The sequence below is a fragment of the Streptomyces sp. NPDC050988 genome (assembly GCF_044456225.1).
GTDB lineage: Bacteria > Actinomycetota > Actinomycetes > Streptomycetales > Streptomycetaceae > Streptomyces.
On the sequence record NZ_JBITFQ010000056.1, the window covers coordinates 1 to 21,289 of the forward strand.

18 protein-coding genes are annotated in these 21,289 nt (G+C 70.4%); 4 read left to right on the plus strand and 14 right to left on the minus strand.

Annotation, left to right across the window (positions count from 1 at the left end):
- Positions 1–246: 246 nt before the first annotated feature.
- The 4 genes from ACIBEI_RS48960 to ACIBEI_RS48975 form a co-directional block, all read right to left on the minus strand.
- Positions 247–3,771, minus strand: coding sequence for a hypothetical protein (locus tag ACIBEI_RS48960; protein ID WP_398897970.1), 3,525 nt, complete (start codon positions 3,769–3,771; stop codon positions 247–249).
- Between the two features lie 279 nt (positions 3,772–4,050).
- Positions 4,051–4,782: a hypothetical protein gene (locus tag ACIBEI_RS48965; RefSeq protein ID WP_398897971.1), complete on the minus strand. Its 732-nt coding sequence runs from the start codon at positions 4,780–4,782 to the stop codon at positions 4,051–4,053.
- A 74-nt stretch (positions 4,783–4,856) separates the two neighbouring features.
- Positions 4,857–5,357 carry a hypothetical protein gene (locus ACIBEI_RS48970; protein ID WP_398897973.1) on the minus strand — a complete coding sequence of 167 codons (501 nt, stop codon included), beginning with the start codon at positions 5,355–5,357 and terminating at the stop codon, positions 4,857–4,859.
- A gap of 664 nt (positions 5,358–6,021) precedes the next feature.
- On the minus strand, positions 6,022–7,353 hold the full coding sequence (locus ACIBEI_RS48975; RefSeq protein WP_398897974.1) for a hypothetical protein: 1,332 nt from the start codon (positions 7,351–7,353) through the stop codon (positions 6,022–6,024).
- A gap of 440 nt (positions 7,354–7,793) precedes the next feature.
- Between ACIBEI_RS48975 and ACIBEI_RS48980 the strand changes: the two genes are divergently transcribed.
- Positions 7,794–8,627 carry a hypothetical protein gene (locus tag ACIBEI_RS48980; RefSeq protein ID WP_398897975.1) on the plus strand — a complete coding sequence of 278 codons (834 nt, stop codon included), beginning with the start codon at positions 7,794–7,796 and terminating at the stop codon, positions 8,625–8,627.
- Between the two features lie 581 nt (positions 8,628–9,208).
- Here ACIBEI_RS48980 and ACIBEI_RS48985 read toward each other — a convergent pair.
- From ACIBEI_RS48985 to ACIBEI_RS49020, 8 genes are all read right to left on the minus strand, one after another.
- Positions 9,209–9,763 carry a hypothetical protein gene (locus ACIBEI_RS48985; protein ID WP_398897977.1) on the minus strand — a complete coding sequence of 185 codons (555 nt, stop codon included), beginning with the start codon at positions 9,761–9,763 and terminating at the stop codon, positions 9,209–9,211.
- A gap of 170 nt (positions 9,764–9,933) precedes the next feature.
- Positions 9,934–10,554, minus strand: coding sequence for a hypothetical protein (locus ACIBEI_RS48990; RefSeq protein ID WP_398897979.1), 621 nt, complete (start codon positions 10,552–10,554; stop codon positions 9,934–9,936).
- 109 nt (positions 10,555–10,663) lie between these two features.
- Positions 10,664–11,383 (minus strand): hypothetical protein, encoded by a 720-nt coding sequence (locus ACIBEI_RS48995; protein WP_398897980.1) that lies wholly within the window; start codon positions 11,381–11,383, stop codon positions 10,664–10,666.
- Positions 11,384–11,550: 167 nt separating this feature from the next.
- Positions 11,551–12,435 (minus strand): hypothetical protein, encoded by an 885-nt coding sequence (locus ACIBEI_RS49000; RefSeq protein WP_398897981.1) that lies wholly within the window; start codon positions 12,433–12,435, stop codon positions 11,551–11,553.
- A 413-nt stretch (positions 12,436–12,848) separates the two neighbouring features.
- A complete protein-coding gene (locus tag ACIBEI_RS49005) occupies positions 12,849–13,232 on the minus strand; it encodes a hypothetical protein (RefSeq protein ID WP_398897982.1) in 384 nt (127 codons plus the stop codon).
- Positions 13,232–14,437 carry a GNAT family N-acetyltransferase gene (locus ACIBEI_RS49010; RefSeq protein ID WP_398897984.1) on the minus strand — a complete coding sequence of 402 codons (1,206 nt, stop codon included), beginning with the start codon at positions 14,435–14,437 and terminating at the stop codon, positions 13,232–13,234. Before ACIBEI_RS49010 ends, ACIBEI_RS49005 begins: the two co-directional genes overlap by 1 nt.
- Positions 14,438–14,500: 63 nt before the next feature.
- Positions 14,501–15,772, minus strand: coding sequence for an ATP-grasp domain-containing protein (locus ACIBEI_RS49015; RefSeq protein WP_398897986.1), 1,272 nt, complete (start codon positions 15,770–15,772; stop codon positions 14,501–14,503).
- Between the two features lie 18 nt (positions 15,773–15,790).
- The gene (locus ACIBEI_RS49020) at positions 15,791–17,053 is read right to left on the minus strand and encodes an MFS transporter (protein ID WP_398897988.1); all 1,263 of its coding nucleotides are present in this window, start codon (positions 17,051–17,053) and stop codon (positions 15,791–15,793) included.
- Positions 17,054–17,721: 668 nt separating this feature from the next.
- Between ACIBEI_RS49020 and ACIBEI_RS49025 the strand changes: the two genes are divergently transcribed.
- Positions 17,722–18,117 carry a hypothetical protein gene (locus tag ACIBEI_RS49025; protein WP_398897990.1) on the plus strand — a complete coding sequence of 132 codons (396 nt, stop codon included), beginning with the start codon at positions 17,722–17,724 and terminating at the stop codon, positions 18,115–18,117.
- Between the two features lie 6 nt (positions 18,118–18,123).
- Positions 18,124–19,359, plus strand: a complete 1,236-nt coding sequence (locus tag ACIBEI_RS49030) for a hypothetical protein (RefSeq protein WP_398897991.1) — start codon at positions 18,124–18,126, stop codon at positions 19,357–19,359.
- Positions 19,360–19,430: 71 nt separating this feature from the next.
- Here the strand turns inward: ACIBEI_RS49030 and ACIBEI_RS49035 are convergent, their stop codons facing one another.
- Both ACIBEI_RS49035 and ACIBEI_RS49040 read right to left on the minus strand, forming a co-directional pair.
- Positions 19,431–19,901: an NUDIX domain-containing protein gene (locus ACIBEI_RS49035; protein WP_398897993.1), complete on the minus strand. Its 471-nt coding sequence runs from the start codon at positions 19,899–19,901 to the stop codon at positions 19,431–19,433.
- A gap of 316 nt (positions 19,902–20,217) precedes the next feature.
- Complete coding sequence (locus tag ACIBEI_RS49040; RefSeq protein WP_398897994.1) at positions 20,218–20,439, minus strand: hypothetical protein; 222 nt, start codon at positions 20,437–20,439, stop codon at positions 20,218–20,220.
- A 202-nt stretch (positions 20,440–20,641) separates the two neighbouring features.
- Here ACIBEI_RS49040 and ACIBEI_RS49045 point away from each other — a divergent pair, with 202 nt between their 5' ends.
- Positions 20,642–21,133, plus strand: a complete 492-nt coding sequence (locus tag ACIBEI_RS49045) for a hypothetical protein (RefSeq protein WP_398897996.1) — start codon at positions 20,642–20,644, stop codon at positions 21,131–21,133.
- Positions 21,134–21,289 lie beyond the last annotated feature (156 nt).

The following is a 21,289-nucleotide window of genomic DNA, read 5'->3' on the forward strand; positions in this document are numbered from 1 at the left end:
ACAACACCCGCTGCAAGCCGTTCACCTGGACCAAGACCGCCGACCAGATCCTCGACAAGATCAAGCGTAAATAGATTTCAAGCACGCGACACTAGATACCTCGCCCGCCCGGACCGGGGCGTTGGGCACAGCGTCCCTGCCCTCGCTATCGGACTTCTCGTTCTTGTCGAGTCGCGGCGATGGGCATGCCCTGAGCTGGTCTGCCCCGTAGAAGATCATCGTGCCGCCCGGTCCGGGGCCAGGCGCCTACAGCTGGTGGGCGTCGATGTCCCCTGCGGTGATCAGGGCATCGCGCAATTCCTGTGTCGCGTATTCCAGTTGAGGGTTGGTCGGGCGTTGGCCGATCGCGGCCAGGAGGCTGCGGGCGTGTTCACGGACGGTTGCGTCCCGCCATGGGTCGGAGCTGGGGCGGGCGATGAGGAGGGCAGCGAGCTGCGCGGCTTCGGGTTTGTTGGAGTGGTGGGCGGTGCGCTCGGCGATGTGGTCGGTGTCGCGCAGGGCGGGGGTGTCGCGGGCGGAGGCGAGGGTGAGGTCAAGCCAGGTGGCGTCGTCGATGCCGGTGAGGGCGAAGGTGCCTGCACCCGCCAGGGCACCTTCGGGGAGGCCGGCGGCCAGGGCCGCGCGCCACAGTTGCACCGCGGCGCTGGTGACGGGGGCGGTGGCGGCTCGGGTTGTGTAGTGGGCGAGGAGTTCCAGCAGGCGGGATGCCGCGGCCGTTCCTCCTTCTACAGCGGCGAGTTCGGCGAAGAGGGTGGCCGGGTCGCCGAGGAAGGGTTGGTCGTTCAGGAGGGCGAGGGCCACATGGGAAGCGGCTTCCGGCGGGGTGCCGCTGCGCAGCCGGTGCAGTAGCTCGGCGCGGTCGAGGTCGGCGAGCAGCGGCGGGTGGGTGAGGCCCCAGCGCAGCCAGGCGGAGGCGGCGGAGGGGGTGCCGTCGGCCGGAAGGGCCAGCAGGACGGCGCGGTGGCCATGGATCCAGTCGCGGGCCCGTTGGTGCAGCAGCGGCAGGTAGGGCCCGAGTGCGGCGGCGGTTCTGGGCTGTTCGCCGGTCGCTTCGGTGATCACGGTGAGGTGGTCGAGAAGCCTGGTTGGCAGGCCCTCGCCTGTTGTGCGGTGGTGGTGGCGGGCGTGTTCCAGGAGGCAGTGCACAGCGCGGCCAGCTGGGTCGGTGCCGACGAAGTCGGCCGGGAGCGTGCCGGGCGGGATGTCGTCGGTGTTGCCGTCGGATGGGATGGTCAGGGGTGCGGTCAACTCGTAGAGGTGGTCCAGGACGGCCGGGAGGTTGTCGCCGAGGTTGGTGTCGGTACGCCAGGCGGTGATCAGCAGGTCGAACAGGGCCTGTTCGACCAGGCGGGCCGCGGGGGTGTGGTCGTCGTCGGTGTCGGCTGCGGTGCCTTCTTCCGTGACCAGGTCAGCGGGGGCGGCGTCGCGGTGTTCGGCGAGAGCCGCGGCGACCGCTTCGGCCAGAGCATGGCCGGGGAAGGCGTCGTGGCGGCGGGTTTGCTCGGCGGCGACGGCCAGGTAGAAGGCGCGCAGTTGAGGCAGGGCGAGCGTTGCGGTGAGGTCGGCCGGTGTCGTGGTCCAGGCCGCCGGGTCCTTCTCGATCAGGGTCCGCAGCACCATCAGGTACCGCGAATCGCCCGCGTCGGATGCGGCGGCCAGAGCGGCGGCGGCTGCCGCTGGGCCGTGTTCGGTGGCGATGGCCTGCGCCTGTGTCTCGCTCACGGCGGGCGGTGCCTGGTCTGAGATCTCGACGAGGGGGCCGTTGGTGCGCGGGTCGGGCGGGCCGGACGGCTTGGCGCGGCGCAGCAGGGTCAGCACCGGCTCCCACAGGGCGAGGAGGGGTTCGGGGAGCACAGGGGACCAGTGCCATACCCGCAGCCACACCCGCGGTGGCCGACTGGCCGGGGCGGGGTTGTAGGCGGCGAGTTCCCCGGGGCCGGGCGGGGTGCCGAAGGCTGCGGCCATCTGTGTGTGAAGGCGCGATGCCGTCTCGGGCGGGCAGTGGGTGCGCAGGTGGTCGGCCAGACGGGCGCCCTCCGGCGTCGGGCGGTGGGCCAGCAGTGCGGGAAGCAGCTCGGCAGCCCTGTCCCACCAGGCATCGGCGTCCTGTGCCGGGGCGGCGCCGGACGGGAGCTGCTGGAGGTGGGCGGCCAGCAGACGGTCGCGCAGTCGTTCGTCCGCCTTCCCTACGTGGCGGATCAGGGCTTCGGTGCGCTCCCCCAGCGGTACACCGGCGCGGGCGTCGGCGGCCGCCAGGTCGAGGACCGCGCGCGCCAGCAGCGGGCCGAAGAACGCCTCCGGGTGTTCCAGCGCGACCGCGTCGAGGTCCCGGTGGAAGATGACGGCGTGCCGGACGGCCGGGTCGGTGCGTTGCACATCGGCTTGCAGCAGGGCCGCGAGGACGGTCCGGATCACCGGCAGCTGCGGATGCGCCTGCTCCTCACCGGAGCGGTGGGACGGAGGGTGGGCGGTGCGGAGCAGGGCGACGAGCAGCAGGGCGGCCTCATAGGCGGGCAGTCGGCCGACGGACAGCCGAGTGATGCGCTCCTCGACGTCGGTGTCGGACGCCTCCCCGGCCTCGGCGGCGGCCCGGATCTCCTGATCGGTGTCGTGCTCGGCACGCACGACGGCGAGCAGCAGCATCTCCACGGTGCGGATCCAGTCCTCGTCGCGGCCTGCCCGCGGGGTGTCGCGCGCCCAGTCGGCGGCCAGCCGCAGCATCCAGCCGTCCGCCGCTTCGGGCTCGCGCCCCGCCCGGGTCAGGCCGGTCACCAGCGTGCGCACCTGAGGGTTCAGACCGATGCCGGGGCGTGCGGCCAGGCGCAGCAGCGCCCCGGCGGCCTCCGGGCCCGCCGCGGCCACCCGTTCGGCGTGCTCGGCGAGCCACGCCCGCGCCTGCTGGGGGGCGATCTCGGTGAGATGGTCGAGGTACGGGGCGGCGGGCCAGTGGCCCTGCGGGCTGGTGGTGTCGGGCAGCAGCAAGACCTCATCCAGCAGAGCCAGCCATGCGGCGGCCGGGCGGGACAGGAAGAAATACCTCACCGCGCGCGGGTCCGCCCACCCGGAAATCCTCTCGGCGTCCTCGGGCGTCGGGTCCTGGCGGCTGGTCAGCTCCAGAACCTGCGCGGCGCGCCCGGGCAGTGGCACGAACACCTCGCGCGCCAGTGCCAGCACCTGCCGGTAGCGGACGCGGGCCTGGCTGGAAGGGCCGCCGTGCAGGACGCCCGACGCTCCGCCGTAGAGCTCACCCCACGCATCCAGGGCGCTTTCCTGGGCCGCGCCCAGACGCTGGCCCATCAACCGCTCGGCGACACCCATCGCCCGGCGCCGGTGATAGCCGCCCGGCCGCTCCAGTTCGGCGCGCAGCGCCTCGGCCGCCTCACGGACGCGCCTCAGGGCCGCCTGCGGGTCACGGGAGGGGCGTTTTCTCCTGCCCTCCCCGGCTGCGGGCTCGTCTGCGGGACGGTAGGCGTCCAGCGCTGTCAGTAGATCGCGGCCCGCACTCTGCAGTCCGCGGGGCGTCCGTGTGCCCTGGGAGCCCGGCAGGCTCAGCAGCGCGTCGACCGCATTGCGCACGCACGATTCGGCGATCTCCGCTGACCGCTCGTAGTCCCCGTCTTCCAGCATCCGGTACGCGTCCCGCAGCAGTCCCAGCGCCCGGGCCCCGACCTCGCCCTGCTCCATCAGCGACGCGGCCAACGCCCCATCCACCGGCTCGAGATCAGGCTCCGGGCCGGGGGAATCCGCAGTCGGCGGTGTCACGTCGTCCATGCCGGCCACCGTAGCGCCAGGGCGCGGCCATGAGCGTGTCAGCTATTCTGGAGGTCACGCTCACTTCTTGACGCCTTGCAGGTCAGAGGTCGAGCACACGGCGGACTGCAGCTTCGACCTCGTAGATCATCTTCCCGATACGTGGGCACCCCAGCTCTGAGCATGACCGGCGCGGGCCCCGCCTGCTCATCATGCGCTGGCTCCCGAGCGCGGCACTGGCCCGTCACCAGCAGTCCTGCTGCAGGGACCCGCAGAGAAGGGCGGGAGGCGAGGGCGCAATCATGGAAGCGGGCGGTGGCGGGCGCGCCAGGCGCGGCACAGCTCGCTGAACTCGCTCCTTCGTTCGGCCATGAGGTCGTGGGGCCGTTGCAGGTGGCAGTCCAGGATGTGCACGCCGTCGGCAAAGGGCTCGAACCCGATGCGTGACCAGGTGCCCGCGAGCTTGGCAGCGGCCTCGCGGTGCTGGGTTTCGGTCAGTTGGCGACCGTCCGCTGAGCCGGGTTCGCAGGCGACTGCCACGCACTCCTGCGACAGACGACGGATGGCTGCGCCGGCCAGGACTGGGCCCAGGCCGAAGCCGCGCCACTCGGGTTCCAAGATGACCCGGTCCATGACGAGCAGGTCCCCGACAGGATGGGCCAGTGCCTCTTCGAAGGCGGCGTCCCACTCCCCCGTGCCGACATTCAGAACCGTCTCGCCGATACGGGAAACGTCGCCGGTGTAGGAGTCCATCGCTTCGAACGGATCCTCAGGGCCGTGCATCCGCACCCGTACGAACGACATCGTCCCCACGGCGATGTCCTGGAGTGCGTCCAGCGTCTCCTGGTCGACGTCGCTGTAGGCGGCCATGTCCTCGGCCAGGACGTCCGCGTCGATCAGGGCCTTCACCTTCCAGACCTCTAGTGTGTCGTCGAACTCGAATGCTTCGACGGAGTGTTGATGGTGGTAGGTGAGGTGGATCAATGACGGGTCGGCGGGCAGCTGCTCGGCCTCGGGGAGCACAGTGGTCACCTGGTCAGAGTAGTGGTCGCCGTCTGCCGTGAGTCGGGCAACTGGGGCAGGCTGGACGTTCACGCTCCCATCCGTCACGCAGGCTCAGGAACGCGATAGCGCAGGAAGACACAGGACTTCAGGCTCTCCAGGGCCGGGCGCGCCAGAACCTTCTCCAGCTTCCCGCTTTGGCCCGCCAGTACCCACGCGAACTTCCCGGGCACCAGATGCGCCCACATTCCGTAGAGCATCTCCAGCGCCACGGCCCGCAGTTCGTGGGCCCCGAGGATCACCATGAGGCGCGGAGTGCGCGTCAGTTCGGCGACGATCAGTTTCTCGGCATCCGCCAGGCGGCGCGGCCGCGGGCCGTGGACGGCGTCCAGGTGCAGCGCGGCGTAGAGGGCCTCCACCGCTGCGGTGCGGTCTCGCGGTGCCTTGACGTCGACCCACACCACTTCCGGCGCTCCTTCGGGCAACCGCGTCACGGCCCGGGTCACAGCCCCGGTGTACTGGAGCGCATCTGGCCCTTCCACACACATGATCGCCCTCATGCCGGCGATCTCCTCCAGCTCTTCAAGAATGTCCGCATCGACCACCGAAGGCCTCCCCAGCACGACGTTGTCTCGCGGGCAAGCCTGCACGTCACGGGTGCCCACGAAGGATGAACGACAGAAGAGCACTCGGACGAGTCCGTCGGCACCTACACTCCCTTCCCAGCGCCGCCACGCCGCGGTTTCAGGATGCTGGTGCACTCGTGACGGCGGGCGTCGACTGGGCGTGGAGCGGGATCGCGGCCTTCAGTGAGGGCTGCTCAGTCCGTGCAGGGCAGCGACGGCCCGAGACGAGCCCACCCGATGAGACGACAGGCGCCCGATCGGCCGGACGGTGGGCGGCGGCATAGCGCCAGCCGAGGCAGACCGCGAAGCGGCGTGCCGGGCACGGCACGCCGCTGGGGCGGACGGCAGCTCACGTCCCCGGCGGCGCCCGCAGCGCTGGCCATTGCGCCTGGCGCAGTGACGAGTCATCGGAGCCGGATCGAAGGTCTGCGCGTGCCCGAGGAGCTCCGGGTGCAGGCCACGCGTCTAGCGAACCGGAACCGGGGGCACCGCGGCGGTCGGACGGAACACACGGCACCCCCGGCAAAGCGGCACTCCACCCGGGAGCCGCCCCCGGCCCCGAGGAAATCCACCCCGACAGCGGACCCACGAGAACCGCAGCGGTGACCGTCGCTCGGTCTGCCCCGGGAGCGGCATCCCCGCGTCAGCCGGGTCGGCCCGGTGGTGTGTTGTTCGGCGGGTTCTCCCCGTCCTGGTCTGCGAAGTTTGCCAGGTAGTGGCGCACCAGCCGTACCCGGCCTGCATCGTCGCCGGATGCGAGGACCGTGCGCCAGTCACCGATCACATGCAGTCCCTCGGAGTCGAAGCGGACGATGGTGAGACCGGCGCGGTGGGCCTTCAGAGCCGTCATCCAACGGATGGTGTCGGCTTGCTGCCAGATGAGCAACTGCCAGTCGGGCCGGTCGAGCTCCCTGTTGAGGTGTGAGTGGCCCATCGTGGCGATGAACTTCATGTAGATGGCCCGGACGTAGGCGAGCAGCACCTCGTCCTGCGTATCGAGTGCAGTACGGCGGGCCTGCCTCAGGACACGAGCGAACCCGCGCAAAAGTACGTCGGTCATCGATCCCTCGCACACTGCATGGATCTGCGGTCTCTTGCACAGTCCAGCCGCCGCCGCGTGCTCGTAGGCGCGCAGCACCGCGGCCGGGACCCACATGGGGCCGGTGTCCTCCAGAGCTGCGCGGCCGAGCGGGCTGGGCAAGCCGTTGTGGGGCCAGGCGGGCGCGGTGATCTGGGCCATGACCGTGCGGCGGCGGTCGTAACGGTGCGGGCCCTCCACGATCACGGTGGATGTGCTCAGGGGCAGTGCGGTGTTCAGAGCAGCAAGGTAGGGGGCGTTGACATCGAGGACGGCCACCTCGTGCTGGCCGGGCGGCAGTTGCTGCTGCCAGTGCTGCTCACGCTTCGGTCGCTGCCACACAAGCGATCCGTCAGCCGGCTGGTGGGCACGGTCGAAGAGGTGCGGAAGCGGCGGGTAGCAGATCAGGGGGAGGCGGGCTCCGACGCGTGTGAGCTGGAGCAGACGCATGGCGTCGGCGATCACCGTCTTCGTGCGTTCCAGCGCGGCGCGGGCCGCATCTCGATCGCCTCCGCTCTCTTCGAGTGCCTCGGCCAGTCGCCGGTGCAGGAACTCGGTGGCGGCGTCGGGTGGTGCCGGCTGTTGCGAGCCGTCCCAGGGCTGAGGCTCCGAGCGGTCGCGCTGTTGGTGGTCGAGGGCGTCGAGCAGTGCCGCGTCGGTGTGCTGAAGCGCCGCAGTCAGCGATGTCTGGCATGGTGCGCACTGTGCGGCGCGGGCGGCGAGGAGATGGGCGGCCAGTTCGGCACTTTCGCGGGTGGTGCTCAACTCGGCAAGCCGGATAGGTGACTCGACTGTGGGGTGTCGGTGCAGAGTTTTCGCGTTGACGCTGGTGTAGGAGGCTGCGGTCCGGCGACGCCGACGCCGGTTGGCGTCCTTGCGTGCGTGGTCCTTCGGCATGAAACAGCTCGTCTCCGTGCGTACGGTCCCATGACCCGACGCGCGGTCGAGGCAGCATGCGGAAATCGGGCCAATGGCCCCGGTTGGTGCGACTGAGCCGGGTTGAGACCCCGGGCACCTTTGCCACATCGCTACGGTCATGGGCCGCAGCGGGCTTAGGCCAATGTGTTCGGCCGAAGCCAGAGTGTAGCGAGTATCGGCGCGTTCCAGAAGTTGAGATGGTGAGGTCCACCGAGGGTGCTAGACAGGATCTCGTGGAGGAATGGCCTTCCGCGAGCCGAGAATCGACCAGGTTGGGCCGGCACCCGGCTTCCCGTGTCAGCGGCAGCCGCTGCGCCGCTATGGGGGTGATCGCCTGTGCGGTTCCGCGTGCTGTCCTCGCAGGGCCTGCGCGGATGATCCTGAGATGGCCCGCGCCGTACCCCGGGTAGGGTCTTTCCATGGGACGCGAGAAGGCGAACAAGCAGCGCCGCAGGCGCCCCGCACAATCCATGGCACGCCCCACGATGGTGGTCGCGGTCAACGAACGCGACTACGAGGCCATTCCGGCACAGGCCCGCCAAGGTGACTCTTTCGCCGCGTACTGGTCCGAAGCGTGGGCCCGAACGAACAAGTGCCTCGCGGAGGGCGGACGCCCGCTGCTGCGCCCCCTCATCGTGGAGGACTTCACCCGCTTCTGCCAGACGGCCGGTCTGTCGGTGCGGTCGCCAGAGGCGTTCGCCGCGTACGCGGCCCAAGAGGTCCCTGAGAATGATCTGGTGGTCTTTCTCGGCGAGCCGTCGGAGATGCTCCTGCACATCATGGTTCTGGAGCGGGACGCCGTCATGATGATGGCCCGGTGCAACGCCATCCTCCGCGCCGCCGTGGATCAGTTCGGTGAGCAAGCGCGTGCCTGGGCTCGTAGCTTCGCGTCGGCAGTTCTTGACGCGGTACTGGAGCAGACCGCGGACGGAGACGAAGTAATCCTGGTGGCAAAGGCCGGGGGTGGCCTGCTCCTGGGCTCGTTCGCGCTGAGCCTTCCCTGCCGCGGCCGGGAGGGCGAGCGGGACCACCGGCGCCTGTCGACGCTGCTGGCCGCCTCGTGTCTGGCCGGGGCCAAGGGAGTGCTGGGCCTGCGCAAGCGGACCGGCCATGGTGTCGAGACCCTGGTGTGGGAGCTCGCTGATCAGCGGCTTACCCCGAGCGACCACGGCCGCCTGATCCTTGAACCCGACGCCTCGCAGGACGAGTTGGACCGATACCTGCCCGGCTTCCCACTCCCGCATCCAGCCTGACCCGGATCGGGTAACCCCTGCGGGAAGCGGCCGCCTGTAGGCATAGGCCGGGCGCCTTCCCCGCTCACGGACTCTGTGACACTCACTGCGAGCACGGCGGAATCCTCCGAGGAACCCCTTGTGTCCCGAGCCCAGGAGGTACGGGGCCCGAAGAGGCTCGGAGTACCCAAGACAGCCGGGGGGGGAACCGCGAAATGTGCCGCTCAAGGTGACGGAACGCGACGAGCGGGCTCGGTTCTATCGCTTAGCAGTCGTGGACCATTGCCCGGAGTACCAGTACCCCCACACCCCACCTGCAGCAGCAGCCATCCAGGTCCACGGAGAGGGGCCGGCCCCCATCACCGCACACACAACGACGGCGAGAAGGCCAGCGCCGAGAGCCGGGATGCCTGCGAAGCCCAGTCGATGGGGGCGGTCGGTGGTCGCCATGCGCCTACTCTGACAGATCGAGCCCTTCGCTGCGGGAATGCTGCCCAGCCAAGGGATATCCGACCATCGAGTCCGAGAGAACCTGCAGGTAGGCGGGTTTCGTCGGTTCCCCGCCGGGGCCAGGTGTGCGGGACTCCCGGAGACCGTGTTCCTCACCCGGCTCCCTGGCCGGCCATCCGGCCGTGAGCTCGATGGACAACGGCGACGTTGTGGCCAAGGGCGGCCGCGATCGACCTGAAGGAGTCTCCGGCGGCCCGACGCCGTTGGATCTCCCGCTCCTCGTCCTCCGACACCACAGTCCAACCGCCGACGTCGGCCCGCTCAGCCGGCGGCTCGGCTACGGCACGCCAGGTGTGGCCGAGCACGGCGCTGCGGACGGTGCTCTCACCTACACGGTGGAGGCGTGCGAGCTGGCCGAAACTGACATGGCCGGCTCGGTACTGACGGCGCATGTCCGCCACGAGCTCGGGCGTGAGACGGGCGAACGTCGGCGGCGGAGCGTCCCGGGGCTCAGGCGGGGCGAGCGGTGGCGGGTCGGTGACCGATCTCCAGGTCCAGCCGTACGCGGCGCTCTCCACCGTACGCCAGCGAACCCCAAGGCGCTGAGCCAAGTCGGCGATCGTCGCGCGTCCATCGGCGATGTCTGTACGGAGTTCGGCGACGAGCGCGGGTGTCAGCCGCGTGCAAGGTGCAGATCTGGATGGCATCGGGCACTCCAAAGGAACACATGTGAGTTGGGTGTCCCTCTTGGGCCGATGACGCCGCCTACTTTACGCGGGCGTGCCCGGCGGCGTGGGCGAAAGCCGTGCGCTCTCGCGCTGGTTGACGAGGATGCTGTCCGGATGAGCCTGGCCTACGTCTCCGAGGGCCTGGTGGGTCACGTCGATGGAGCGCCGGCCGGTGCCAGAAACAGTGTCGGCGGTACGAGCGGTACGCGTTGTCCGGGCAGCGGCTGCGGCGGCGTGGTGGTGGGGGCGGCCTCCTGGTCGGGCCCGTCGCTGTTGGCCTTGCCTCGTACCGCCCGCACCGTTCCACGGGCGACGCGAGACAGGCGGGAGGTCTCGGCTTCGCTGATACCGGCGCCGAGGGATTCGAGGATCAGGTGGTTGCGTCCCGCCGCCCTTCGGGCATAGGCCGTCAGTTCCACGCGGAGGACTTCGCGCCGGATGGTCGCGGGGTCCGCCTCGGGCGCCGTGATCGAGGCACGGAGGTGCTCGACATCTTCTGCCGTATAGCCCAGGGCGTCCAGGGCGCTCAGGAGGCGGGTCTCCCAGGACGGGTTGGGGAACACGTGGGAGTCGAAGCCCGGCTGGCCGATCTCTGCGAGGTGGCCGAACAGGTGCTGGAGGTCGAGGGTCACCTGTTGCGCCTTGCTCCATTCGCCGACGCACACCGCCCCGGTCAACTCGGCCACCAGCCCCTGGACGGATGCGAAGGTGTCACGTGCCCGACGGTCTTCCTCCATGAGGTCGACGATCGTGCTCAGTGCCTGTTGCATGCGATCTCCGTCTGGGTGGCTGGTCGTTGTACGGCAAAGCGGTCGTGGCGGCAGATACGACGGTCCCGGTCGGACGCAGGAAGCGGTCGGCGTTCCGCATCGATGCGGTTCACTGCACCCACTCCGTGCCCTTGAAGACCCGGTAGAGGAAGGGGCGTTGCACCCCGAGGCCATCGGCGATCTTCGTGACGCGCCGCTCGTTCTGCATGTCCTCCTTGTGCGAGCGGATCACGTCGCCCAGCTCCGCAGTGAGGACCTGGTCACGGACTTGGTTCGCGCAGCGCCGCAGGTGCGCGCTGGCGATCGCCGCGGTGTAGGTGTCGCCCGTCACGATGAAGCTGCCGGCCATCGCGTCGAGCTGCTTTGCCGCGTCGGTCTGTGCGGCTTTCCAGGAGTCGTGCCCGGTGAAGCCGGGAACGCCGTTGTGCAGCCAGGCCGCCGTCCATCGGCTGGTGCCCGGCTCCTGTGCGACAGCGATCCGGTTGTTGTCGTCCCAGCTCTTCGTGGTGCACGCCGCCACGGTGACGGCGTCGGCCAGGGCGCGGCCGAGAGCGATCTCCGCTTGCTCAAGGCCGGAATGGAGGACAGCCGTTGCTCCGAATTCGCGCGGCGGCGAGATCCACCCGTCGGCCAGGAGCAGCGGATGGCCGGTATCGGTGGTCTGTGAGCCCCGGATGACGGTGATCCAGCCCTCGATGTGATTGCGGAGCTCGAAGGTGAGATCGCCCCACTGCCGGGGAAGCGGCAGGATGCTGTGCCGGACGAGCGGGGCCTCGTCCAGATCACGGACGGTTTCCGCTGGATGGACCTGCTCGATACTCAGAACCATCGGACCTCACGCTTCATATCGCCACCATGACGCTCTGAAGTTATCCACCCCCACATAGAATGTCTACCTGGGTAGACACTTTTCGGCGTGTCGCGGGGCAACCGTCGTTGAGATTCTGATGATCACCGTGTCGGACCGCATCGAACATTTCAGTACCGCATGGTGGCTCAGTTCGGCCCAGATCGCACCAGGTCGTACATGTCGCGGGCGGTGATGATCAGGGCCCGCTCCCGGACCAGGTCGTCGTGGACGCCGGGGTCGCCGGGCGGCAGCATCTCCAAAGCACGGTCGATCGTGGTCAGTGCTTCGCCGAAGCACCGCGTCTCGCGCAGGATCCCGGCTTCCCGGAACAGGGCCACGGCGTCCGTCCGCCCGCGGAACGGCGGGCGGGTGAGGATGCTCATCATGTGCTCCAGCCGGCCGGGGACGGCGTCGCCGAGCCACAGGCCGTGCAGCAAGGTGTGGAGCACCTTCGTGTCGTCGTCTGCGGCGGCCAGGACTTCGTCCATCAGCTCCAGGCCGCGCGCTTTGGACTGTCCGAGCAGGGCGAAGGCGAACAGGGCGCGACTGTAGACGTCCCACGGTCCGCGGTGGGCGAGCATCGCCTCCTCCAGTGCGGCCCGGCGGAAGTCGTAGCGCAGGGCTAGCCCGAGGAGGTGGAGCCGGGTGCGCGCCGTGATGGGGTCGACTGCGTGGGACGTCTCCCGGGAGACTTCGTCCGCCAGGCGGCGGCCGTCCCGCCGGGCCTGCCAGGCGATGTCTGCGAGAAACGCCGCCGACTCCTGCCAGGTGGCCTGTGCGGTGAGCATCCACTGTTCGGCGCGTGTGGCGCAGGCGTTGTCGGGAGCGTCCTGGACGTCGACCCGGGCGAGGTCCAGGACGCCCTGGCGCAGCTCCGGTGCATGGACGGCTTCCTCGAGGAAGGGTTGGACGCGGGGCTCGGAGAGCAGCTTTCTTGCCTGGGCGAGCCGCTCCGGCAGGGCTATCGGCGGGCGCCGGACGAAGGCGAGAACGTCGTCGGTTGCGGTGACGTGGCCGGCGAGTACGGACATCTGCGTGCTCCTGGATCGTCTACGGATGTGACATCGCCCTGCGTCAGCCGCCGGTGGAGACCGGTTGGGCGGTGTGCCACCCGTGGAAGGGTCTCTTCACGGCCGTGTGTGTCGGGCGCGGCCGCAGGTAGTCCAAGGAGCCTGCGGTCTTCCGCCTCTCGGAATGCCGCCTGCCGGGGCGGTGTGCCGCGTCTCGGCACGGTGATCGCTGCTGGTGTTCCGCCAGGCGGGATCGACGGGCAGGGCCGTGCAGGGCCGAACGTGGAACGCCCGGTCGGACAGCTTCGGTTGGCGCGGTCGCGGTGGGTGGCGTCGACCTGGGTGCGCTGCCTGCCGGCGCACGCGTCGATGCGCTGGTGAGTGCATGCCGGACGCCGGGCAGCACCTGATGGTGCGGTAGTGGGGCTCGGGTCTCAGGCGGCCTGCTGGGTCTGCGTCGGGGTCGTGCCCGAGTGGCGTGGGAGGGTCATGGGGGCGGGCGGGGAGGTCTGGACGGACCGCGCAACGATGCGGTACCAGAGGTCCTGTTCGCGTCGCCGCTGCTCCCATGCCGGGTCGCGGCCTTTTGCCGCCAGGGCGGCCCGGTATGCGGCCAGGCCGGTTTCGTCGGCGAAGGCGACCTCGTGGTGGATGAGCAGGCTTGCGGGCTGGATCTGGATGCGCCAGTTGGTGGCGAGGACCATGTCCAGGCCGCTGTAGAACCACAGGTTTCGGTCGGCCATCCAGGACCAGAAGTCGGCCGGGTACATGTGCGCGTGGTCGGTGGTCTCGAAGCTGTAGGCGAGGTAGAGCGTCATCACATCCCTCTCAAGGTCCACCGGGTCCAGGCCTCACTGTCGGCGCTCGGATTCCATTCCTGTGCCGTTCGCCGGTTGTGCCGGTGCAGGACGCGGGTGTCGATCCGGGCGTCGGGTGTGGCGGGAAGGTAGACGAGGGCCAGCGGGTCGGTCTGCGCGCCCCGGGAGCGCTTGGCCGCGGTGGCGGGCACGGAGAGATGCAGGCGGCGCAGGCCGTGGCGGGCTGCCCAATCGACCGCCTCGTAGAGCGTCAGGTTGAAGTAGGAGTAGGGCGGTGCCTTCCCGTCCGTGCCCCAGTAGCGCCCGTACAGGGTGGTGCCGTGGCGGTAGAAGACGGCGGCCGCCCGGACGGTGTCGTCGTCCCGGGTGCGGGCGAGCGCCACTGCTGTCTGCCGGGCGACTCCTGAGGCGAGTTGAGCCGTCAGCGTGCGGAGCATCAGTGAAGTCCCGCCCGGGGCCGCGTATTTGTCCCGGGTGGCGGCCAGCAGCGGCGCGATGCGGGTGCAGGTATCGGCGGTGAGGGTGGTCCATTCCACCGTGCCGGACCGGGTGAACAAGGAGCGTTCGCGGCGCCATTGCCGGCGGTCCTTGCTCCTGGCGGCGTCTTCGATTGCGCGCATGCCGTCCCTGGGGACGGTCACCGCCGTGTCCGCCGTGTGCAGGACGGCCTGGGCGAGGGGGTGGCAGGCGGCGGCCTCCAGTGCCTGCGCACCGCTGAGGTAGGGCCACACGGCGCCCGCGAGGTGCTGGTCGGCCGCGAACCGGCGGGCCGTCTCCATCAGCGCCGCCAGGGTCCGCGTCCGTGCGGCGCCGCGCGCGCAGGTGATCGCGGCGGCCGTGGCGCGGCGGGGCCCCAGCCACAGCACCTTCCGGCTCGGTGCCGCGATCAGCCCCCGGGTCATCTCGGGCAGACTGAACAGACCGCCGGTGTCGCTGCCCGTGCTCGTCCAGGTCGGCAGCACTCCGCTGAGCCGACCTTCGGCCGCCGCCGCGAGGACCGGCTGGGCGCCGTGCACGAGCTCCAGCGACCGGATCCAGCGGTGGCTGGTGTAGAAACCGCCGTCGGGGTCGGTGAGCGCGTCCCACGGCTGGGCGTGGAAGTCGGCGGCGCCCAGGTGTACTCCGATGGTGAGCGCATCGCTTCTGGTGGCCGAGGTGTGCGCCCGGGGCTGCTCGTGGCCGGGCGGGGCAAAGAGGGCGGGCATGGCGGGCAGTTTCGCTTTCTGGTCGGGACGCAGCAGGACGTGCGGCGGAGCAGGGTGGGGGTTCTATCGGCTGCAGGCGGTCGTACGGGCCGGTGGGGCGATGAGCAGTTCCAGTGCGTCTTCAATCTGGCTCAGGCGTGCCGTGCACTGCGCGGGGCCGGTGCCACGCACGATCCAGTGCGCGAGGCGGTCGCCGTAGGTGGCTGCCGGCGGGGCTGCCACTAGGTCTCCCGGCTCGGCGGTGGTCACTAGCCGCTCCACCCAGCTCAGTTCGGTGAGGTGGCCGGGCAGGGCCAGGCGCTGCACGGTGCCGGACCGGTCCGGGTAGAGGAACTGAATCGCCGCGCTGAAGTCGCGGGTGGGGCGCAGCTGCGGGCGGGTTCCGGTGGCGATGTCGGCGGCGATCCGGGCCAGGTCCAGGCCGAGGGCCTCGCTGATCAGGACGTGCAGCAGGTCGCCTCCGATCCGTCCGTTGATCTCGACGATGCGCGGGCCCCGGGCGGTGAGCATGACCTCGATGCACAGGGCTCCGCGGGTGACGCCGACGGCGTCGACTGCGGCCGTGATCAGGCGGGCCAGCTCGGGGTCGGTGAGCAGGGGATCGCGGGCGTCGACGCAGTGTCCGTATTCCTGGGCGGTGGGCGGCGGTCCGACCCGCTTGCGGGTGACGGCGATGATGCGGCTGTCGCCCGGGCCGAACACGGCTGTCTCCACGCTGATTTCGGGGCCGTCCAGGAACTCCTCGACCAGGACCCCCTGGGGGCCGTAGGCGTCGAGGCCGAGGACGGTCTCGCGGCCGGCCCGGTCGAAGGCGGCCCGTACCTCGGAGGGGGTGTCGGCCCGCATCACGCCGGCGCTGCCCGCCTGGGCGCGGGGCTTGACCATGACGGGGAAGCCGTGTTCCTCGGCCCAGGCGACGGCGGTGTCCGCGTCGTCGGCCAGCACCGAGCGGGCGGAGGGCACTTCGTGCAGGTCCAGGAGGCGGCGGGTGGCCGCCTTGTCCCGGCAGGCTTCCATGGCCTGGGGGCTGGCGCCGGGCATCCCCAGCTGCTGCGCGAGGAGGGCCGTGGTGACGACGTGGTGCTCCATGTAGGTCATCACGCCGCTCAGGTCGTGGTGCGCGGCGTACGTCTTGACTGCGGCTGCGGTGGCTTCGGTGTCGGCGAGGTCGACGGCGATGTGGTCGGCCAGGTAGGGGCGGGCCCAGTCGGGTGCGTCCGCGTCGGCGAGGACGACGGGGTAGGCGGCGGCGATGCTCGCCAGGGGATCGCGGCGGTAGGCGGGAGAGGGTCCGCCGGCTCCGAGGAGGAGCAGGGGCTTGGGTGTGGTGGGCATGGGAGGGCTCCAGGAACGTCAGGTGGCCGGGGAGGGCGGGGCGGGTCTCGTCAGGGCCTTCAGCGGGAGGCAGGCAGCGGCAGCGGCCAGGCCGCAGCCGGTCAGGGCCAGGGCGACCAGGAGGTGGCCGCCGACGGCCAGGCACCATCCCGCGAGCAGGGGTGCCAGCAGTACGGCGGTGGCCAGGGTGGTCCCCCAGATTCCGGCGTACAGGCCGCGGGAGTTAGTGGGGGAGATCCTGTTGAGGACGTCGGCTGCGGCGACGAAGGCGATGATCTCGCCCGGGACGGCCAGGACCACGGCGGCGGCGTAGCCCGTGGAGGTGGAGGCGAATCCGGCCGTCCCCATCCCCGCGCCCAGCACGACGGCCCCCGCTGCGAGCAGGCCGACCATGGGGGACGGGCCGGAGGCGCGGCGTGCCAGCCAGCCGTTCATCAGGGGCGAGAGGATCAGCACGGCGGCGGCACCGGCGGCCTGGGACCATCCGTAGGCGGATGCGGGCAGGTGGTCCTCGGTCATCATCAGGGGCAGGACCGCGTAAAGGGCGGTGACCGGCACGAAGGCGCAGACACTCGCGAGCCACAGCAGGATGAGCCGGAGGTCGCTGAAGGCGGCCCAGTAGCTCCCGGGCGGAGGGGCAGCGTGGGTCCGGTGTGCACGCGGGGGAACGATCCTCCAGGCGATGACCGCGAACGCGGCGCACACCGCGGCGTTGAAGAGGAAGAGGGCGGGGAAGCCGAGCGGGGCCGCGAGTGCTCCGCCGACGGCTCCGGTGGTGGCGGCGCCGAGGTTGGTCGCGAAGTGCCGCCATCCGGCGATGCGGGCCCGGGTGGGCTCGTCCGGCACGGTGTCGGCGATGACGGCGGACACGATCGGGCGCGGCGAGTCGTAGACGAATCCGGCGACGAAGGACGCCGCCGCCAGAGAGACGACGGCGTGGCTCTGCGCCAGGACGGGGAAGGCGACGGCGGCCGTGGCCATGGCACCGGCGAGGGTGGCCCGGCGCCCGATGCGGTCGGCAAGGGCACCGCACATGAGCTGGCCGGCGAGCCATCCGGCGCCGAACAGCGCCAGGATCAGGGTGACCCTCTGGGCTGCGATCTCGCGCGCGGAGAGGTGGTAGGCGAGGTAGGGGTAGACGAACCCGGCGGCCCGGACAGCGAAGGTTCCTATCAGCAGGGCCCAGACGGCAGCAGGCCAAGCCCCGGCGCGGGCCGCTCGCGTTGCCGCTGGGGCCTGGGACGTTGAGGCGGCGGAGGGCGGGGCTATAGCACGCGACATGGGGTCTCCGCTGGTCGCGAAGTCGCGTCCTGCCCGGGTCGGGGACGGCCGTTACGAGCGCGGGGGATGAAGGCGTGGTGGGCACGGCCTGGTCGGGGCGCGCTCCCCGGACACGGCGGTCCAGGTGGTGATGTGCGGAGCATCGCTGCCTTCCGGTCGCGGCTGTGTCGGGCAGGCTGATCTCAGCAGGAGGCGCCGACGAAAGCCAGTGACAAAACGCCACATAACCTTCCCTTCCCGACAGGTGGGAGGCGAGTTCCGCCGCTGGTCCGCAGGGCGGGCTGAACAGGCTGCCGGGCGGCTGGGCGGGTCCGCTCGGCGGCACGCCCGCAGAGCCATCGACGTGCACTCATCGGCGACCGGACCGGCAACTGCCGGAAGCCCAGGGCCCGCACGGAAAGAACCCGGCAGATCCGTTCGAGAGCGGTCCCCGAAAGTCCGCCGCCTCTTGGACTGACGGACGCGTTCCGCCGGGCGGGACGCGCTCGACTGTCGCCGCCCCAGGCCCTGGGCAACCAGGCCTCGTTCCAATTCCGTGGATACCCGGGGTCCGCACTGTTGTTGATCTCAGAGGTGTCGGTGCCTGCGACACTGGCGGCGCGCCGGCTGCGGCGCCAGTCAGGTCAACCCGGGCGGTCCGGCCGCCCGTCTTTGTCAAGGGAGCAGTGGTGAGTGCAGAGTCCCCCTCGCCGGGCCCGGCCTTCACGCAGGTGCGACTGATCGGTCTGCCCGCTGAGGTCGACCGGTTGACGGCCCTACTGAGCAGCGGCGCCGAGGTCATCTCCGACGACCCGTCGACGCCCGACGATCGAGGGCGGGTTGAGCGCACCGTAGAGGTGGTCACCCACCCCTCCCCTCGGCCGCCGTCGCCCGAGCACGGCGTGTCGGTCACGGTGCAGGCGGTACTGGAGACCGAGAGCGGTGCCTTTCCACGCCTGCCGGGAGGCACGGCGGCGCAGGAGGTGGAGGAGTCCGTGACGCAGGCGCTTCAGGCCATGCCCCGGATCCGGCTGGAGAGCCTCCGCGTGGTCTCGTCCTGGGGCCTGCCCGCGCCGCAGGAGTAGGCGGCGGTGGCCGGGGCCGAGGCTCGGTTGGACGCGGCGGGCGTGTCGCTGTGGCTGACCGACTGGAAGGTGGACGGGGGCGGCGCGTGGTCGGGCCGGCGGATCATGGCACTGGTGGGGGGCTCGTACGCGGGTCACCTGGACTTCTATGTCCACCCCGACGGGCAGGCCGTTGATGTCGCGGGACTTGATGTGTCGCCCGACTACCGAAAACGGCACCTGGCCTCGGTGATGATGGACGCGCTCTACGCGGCCTACCCCACGGCCTGGATCAACCACGGTGGGCGCAGCCCGGAGAGGACGGTGTGGTGGGACGGCTACACCGAGCCCGCACCCGAACGCAACGTGCACAACCGTCCCCCGGCCGAATGGGCCTACTACTTCGATCCCCTCACCGTCGCGGCCCAGAAAGCCCGCAACGCCTACCAGAACCGGTACAACGGGGTGAACGGCCACAAGGAGGCGGTCTACCGGTACGGCGAGTCGATGGAGGCGGAGGCCCGGCAGTACGCACCTGACTTCCATGAGCCCGACGTCCAGGGCCCCGATCCGGGGCTCGATGAGCTGTACGGCGGGGTGCGGCTGTTCCTTCCGCCCGGGCTGCACCGCATCGTGCACGACAGCAGTCGCGACGCCGCCGAGCGGGCCGGGCTCGTGCTCGACCACATCGGGCACGGGAGCCTGCCGCACCACGCGCCCTGGAGCACTACCGAGCACAGTGCGTTCGAGGACCTCGTCCACGAGCAGGTCTTCGAGACAGCACCCCGGCAGCCGGCCACCCACATGGCCTTCCGCGTCCTGCCGCTGGCAGACCGTGAGTTGCCGCTGCACGACGTGAAGGCCACATGGGTGCACTTCGTCGACTCACCCGGTATCGAGGTGCAGTTGGCCGGTATGTCCTGGCGGTCATCGCAGCGGCCGTGGGTCACCCACAGCGCCGTCTTCGACCCGCCGGTGGACGCCGCCATCTCGCCGGCCTACCCGAAGGACGCCGGTCCCGCCTACCGCGCCCGCTACAGCGAGATCGGCGACCTGCTCCCCGGACAGGCCCCGCACCGCGCGGAGGAGGCATCACCGTACGCAGAACGCGAGACGGAGATCCGCGCCATGGCAGACAAACTTCAGCAGGGCATCGCGCGGCGGGCAACCGACCGTCCAGCCGCGGCCTCCGTCCAGCCGGAGCCTGCGGAACACCACGTGCACCAGCAGCATCCCCAGCAGCAGACACCGCGCATCCGGTAGGCAGACCACAGGGGCGGGGGCAGGGACAATGACCGGATTCCGGCACCCGGCCACGCGGTGGGCATCGGTGCTCACGCCTTACGGACCGGCGTGTCCAGGACGGAGACAATCGCCCCGGTATTGGCGGCGATGAACTCCCCCAACTGGGGCGGCATCAGGTCCAGTTCACGCACCGCCGCAGCGGTGAACGGCACCCGGACCACCTCGTAGCCGCCCCGCTCCGGCTTGCCGAACTCGCTGCCGGTGCGCGCGGCCAGGTCCATCGACACCAGGCGCGCGGCAAAGATGTGCTGGACACCAATGCCACCGCCATCCTGCTCGTCGGTGATCAAGTAGACGAGTTCGGCATCCTCCACCGTGCCGCCGAGCTCCTCGAACACCTCGCGGTGCAGAGCCGCTTCGATGGACTCGTCGTCAGCCTCCACACCGCCGCCGACCGTCACCCAGTACGGGGCCCGGTCCGGCCTGGTCCGCTTGATCAGGACAAGTTCGTCACCATCGAGGAGGATGGCGCGGGCACTGCGCTTGACGACTGCGGGCATCGCGTAGGTTCCTTCTGGTCGCGGTACGTCACAAAGCCGAGGCGGAGCGCCGCATCACGGTGAGGATCTCCAGCCCGGCGGACTCAGCATGGGGCACGGCCGCCGCCTTCTTCGGCGGCAAGGCCTTCCGGGAGGGGCACTGACGAATCTGAAGCGACCTGCGAATACGCCAGACTGGCGACCATGGTTTCCCAAGCACTCAATGGGTGCCTCCCGGAGAGCCATGGCTTCATCGGCGCTGGGGCTCGAACCATGGTCAGGGCCCCACCCGGCGCGGGTTACCCCCACCGTCCGTGAATCCTCGTCAGCCGGCGCGTCACTCCAGGGTCAGGTCCCCGGGGCGGATGCTGTCGCCATCAGCGGGGTCGTCGGCCTCCATCCATGCGCACAGCCTGGCCAGCCCTTCCTCGTCGAAGTCGAACTCGCCGCCGGGCGCCTCGCAGCCCACGCGGTCGAGTTGCGCCAGGACCTCCTCGATTGTCACTTCCTGCTTCGACGCTTCGTCGGGGGACGGGACTCCTGCGATGTCTTCTCTCATACCTATACATCTCCCGAGCCGTCCAAAACGTTTAGTCAATGTCGACATTTCAAGTGACTGTCCGAGGCGTTTCGTCGGCGCAGGATGCCGAGATACGTCGGTGCTCCCGGGAGAGGGGAGAGCGTCCTGCTGAGGCCGGTGGTCTCACCGGGGGCGATGCAACAATGCGAGGCGAACCAGCGCCGGGAGAGGAGCGGGCCAGGTGAGCCGACGGCCACGTCAACGCGCAGCGCCGGAACCCGCGGTGAACGGCCTGCGGCCGACGATCAGTGAGTCGAAGGAGGCAGGCGACGACCGGCTGATTCTGGAATGCCCCGAGTGCGGCGAAGTGGGCAGGTTCCGCTTCGCGGTCTTGGCTCGGAGGGCATTCGAGGAACACGTCGACGACGAGCACCCGGTTGCGCAGAGCCCACTGGACCAGGTCCGTACCCTCGTCGATCTCGCCGAGACCGTCCCCGGGGTATGGGAGGGCAAGGCCGGCGCGGAGACGTACGTGGTGCACCAGCACGCACAGGACCGATTCGAGGTAGAGGTGGTCGGCCTCCGTGCCACGATCGACGCGCACCTGAGCACGCTGGACGAGGCACGCATCGTCATCGGCGGCCACGCCGGTGTGGTCGGCCCTGCTCTGGCGACCGCGGCCACCATCCAGTTGCGTCATCCCACGCCGGTCCATGCCGTCCGGCTGGAGTGACACATGCCCGCGCCTGGGACGGGTGGCCACAGCCGCGCGGATCAGCGCGGGCAGGATGCAGGGAATCGAGTAGGAGGGCCGGGTCGCCCGGCCCTCCTCTCACACCACCGGACATGCGGGCCTCGCATCCGGCGGTTCACCGAGCTGATCTCAACC

Bases quoted from the DNA above. Each gene is read 5' to 3' on its own strand.
- ACIBEI_RS48960 (WP_398897970.1), bottom strand. From the start codon at position 3,771: ATGGACGACGTGACACCGCCGACTGCGGATTCCCCCGGCCCGGAGCCT.
- ACIBEI_RS48975 (WP_398897974.1), bottom strand. From the start codon at position 7,353: ATGCCGAAGGACCACGCACGCAAGGACGCCAACCGGCGTCGGCGTCGC.
- ACIBEI_RS48980 (WP_398897975.1), top strand. From the start codon at position 7,794: ATGGGACGCGAGAAGGCGAACAAGCAGCGCCGCAGGCGCCCCGCACAA.
- ACIBEI_RS48985 (WP_398897977.1), bottom strand. From the start codon at position 9,763: ATGCCATCCAGATCTGCACCTTGCACGCGGCTGACACCCGCGCTCGTC.
- ACIBEI_RS48990 (WP_398897979.1), bottom strand. From the start codon at position 10,554: ATGCAACAGGCACTGAGCACGATCGTCGACCTCATGGAGGAAGACCGT.
- ACIBEI_RS48995 (WP_398897980.1), bottom strand. From the start codon at position 11,383: ATGGTTCTGAGTATCGAGCAGGTCCATCCAGCGGAAACCGTCCGTGAT.
- ACIBEI_RS49000 (WP_398897981.1), bottom strand. From the start codon at position 12,435: ATGTCCGTACTCGCCGGCCACGTCACCGCAACCGACGACGTTCTCGCC.
- ACIBEI_RS49005 (WP_398897982.1), bottom strand. From the start codon at position 13,232: ATGACGCTCTACCTCGCCTACAGCTTCGAGACCACCGACCACGCGCAC.
- ACIBEI_RS49010 (WP_398897984.1), bottom strand. From the start codon at position 14,437: ATGCCCGCCCTCTTTGCCCCGCCCGGCCACGAGCAGCCCCGGGCGCAC.
- ACIBEI_RS49015 (WP_398897986.1), bottom strand. From the start codon at position 15,772: ATGCCCACCACACCCAAGCCCCTGCTCCTCCTCGGAGCCGGCGGACCC.
- ACIBEI_RS49020 (WP_398897988.1), bottom strand. From the start codon at position 17,053: ATGTCGCGTGCTATAGCCCCGCCCTCCGCCGCCTCAACGTCCCAGGCC.
- ACIBEI_RS49035 (WP_398897993.1), bottom strand. From the start codon at position 19,901: ATGCCCGCAGTCGTCAAGCGCAGTGCCCGCGCCATCCTCCTCGATGGT.
- ACIBEI_RS49040 (WP_398897994.1), bottom strand. From the start codon at position 20,439: ATGAGAGAAGACATCGCAGGAGTCCCGTCCCCCGACGAAGCGTCGAAG.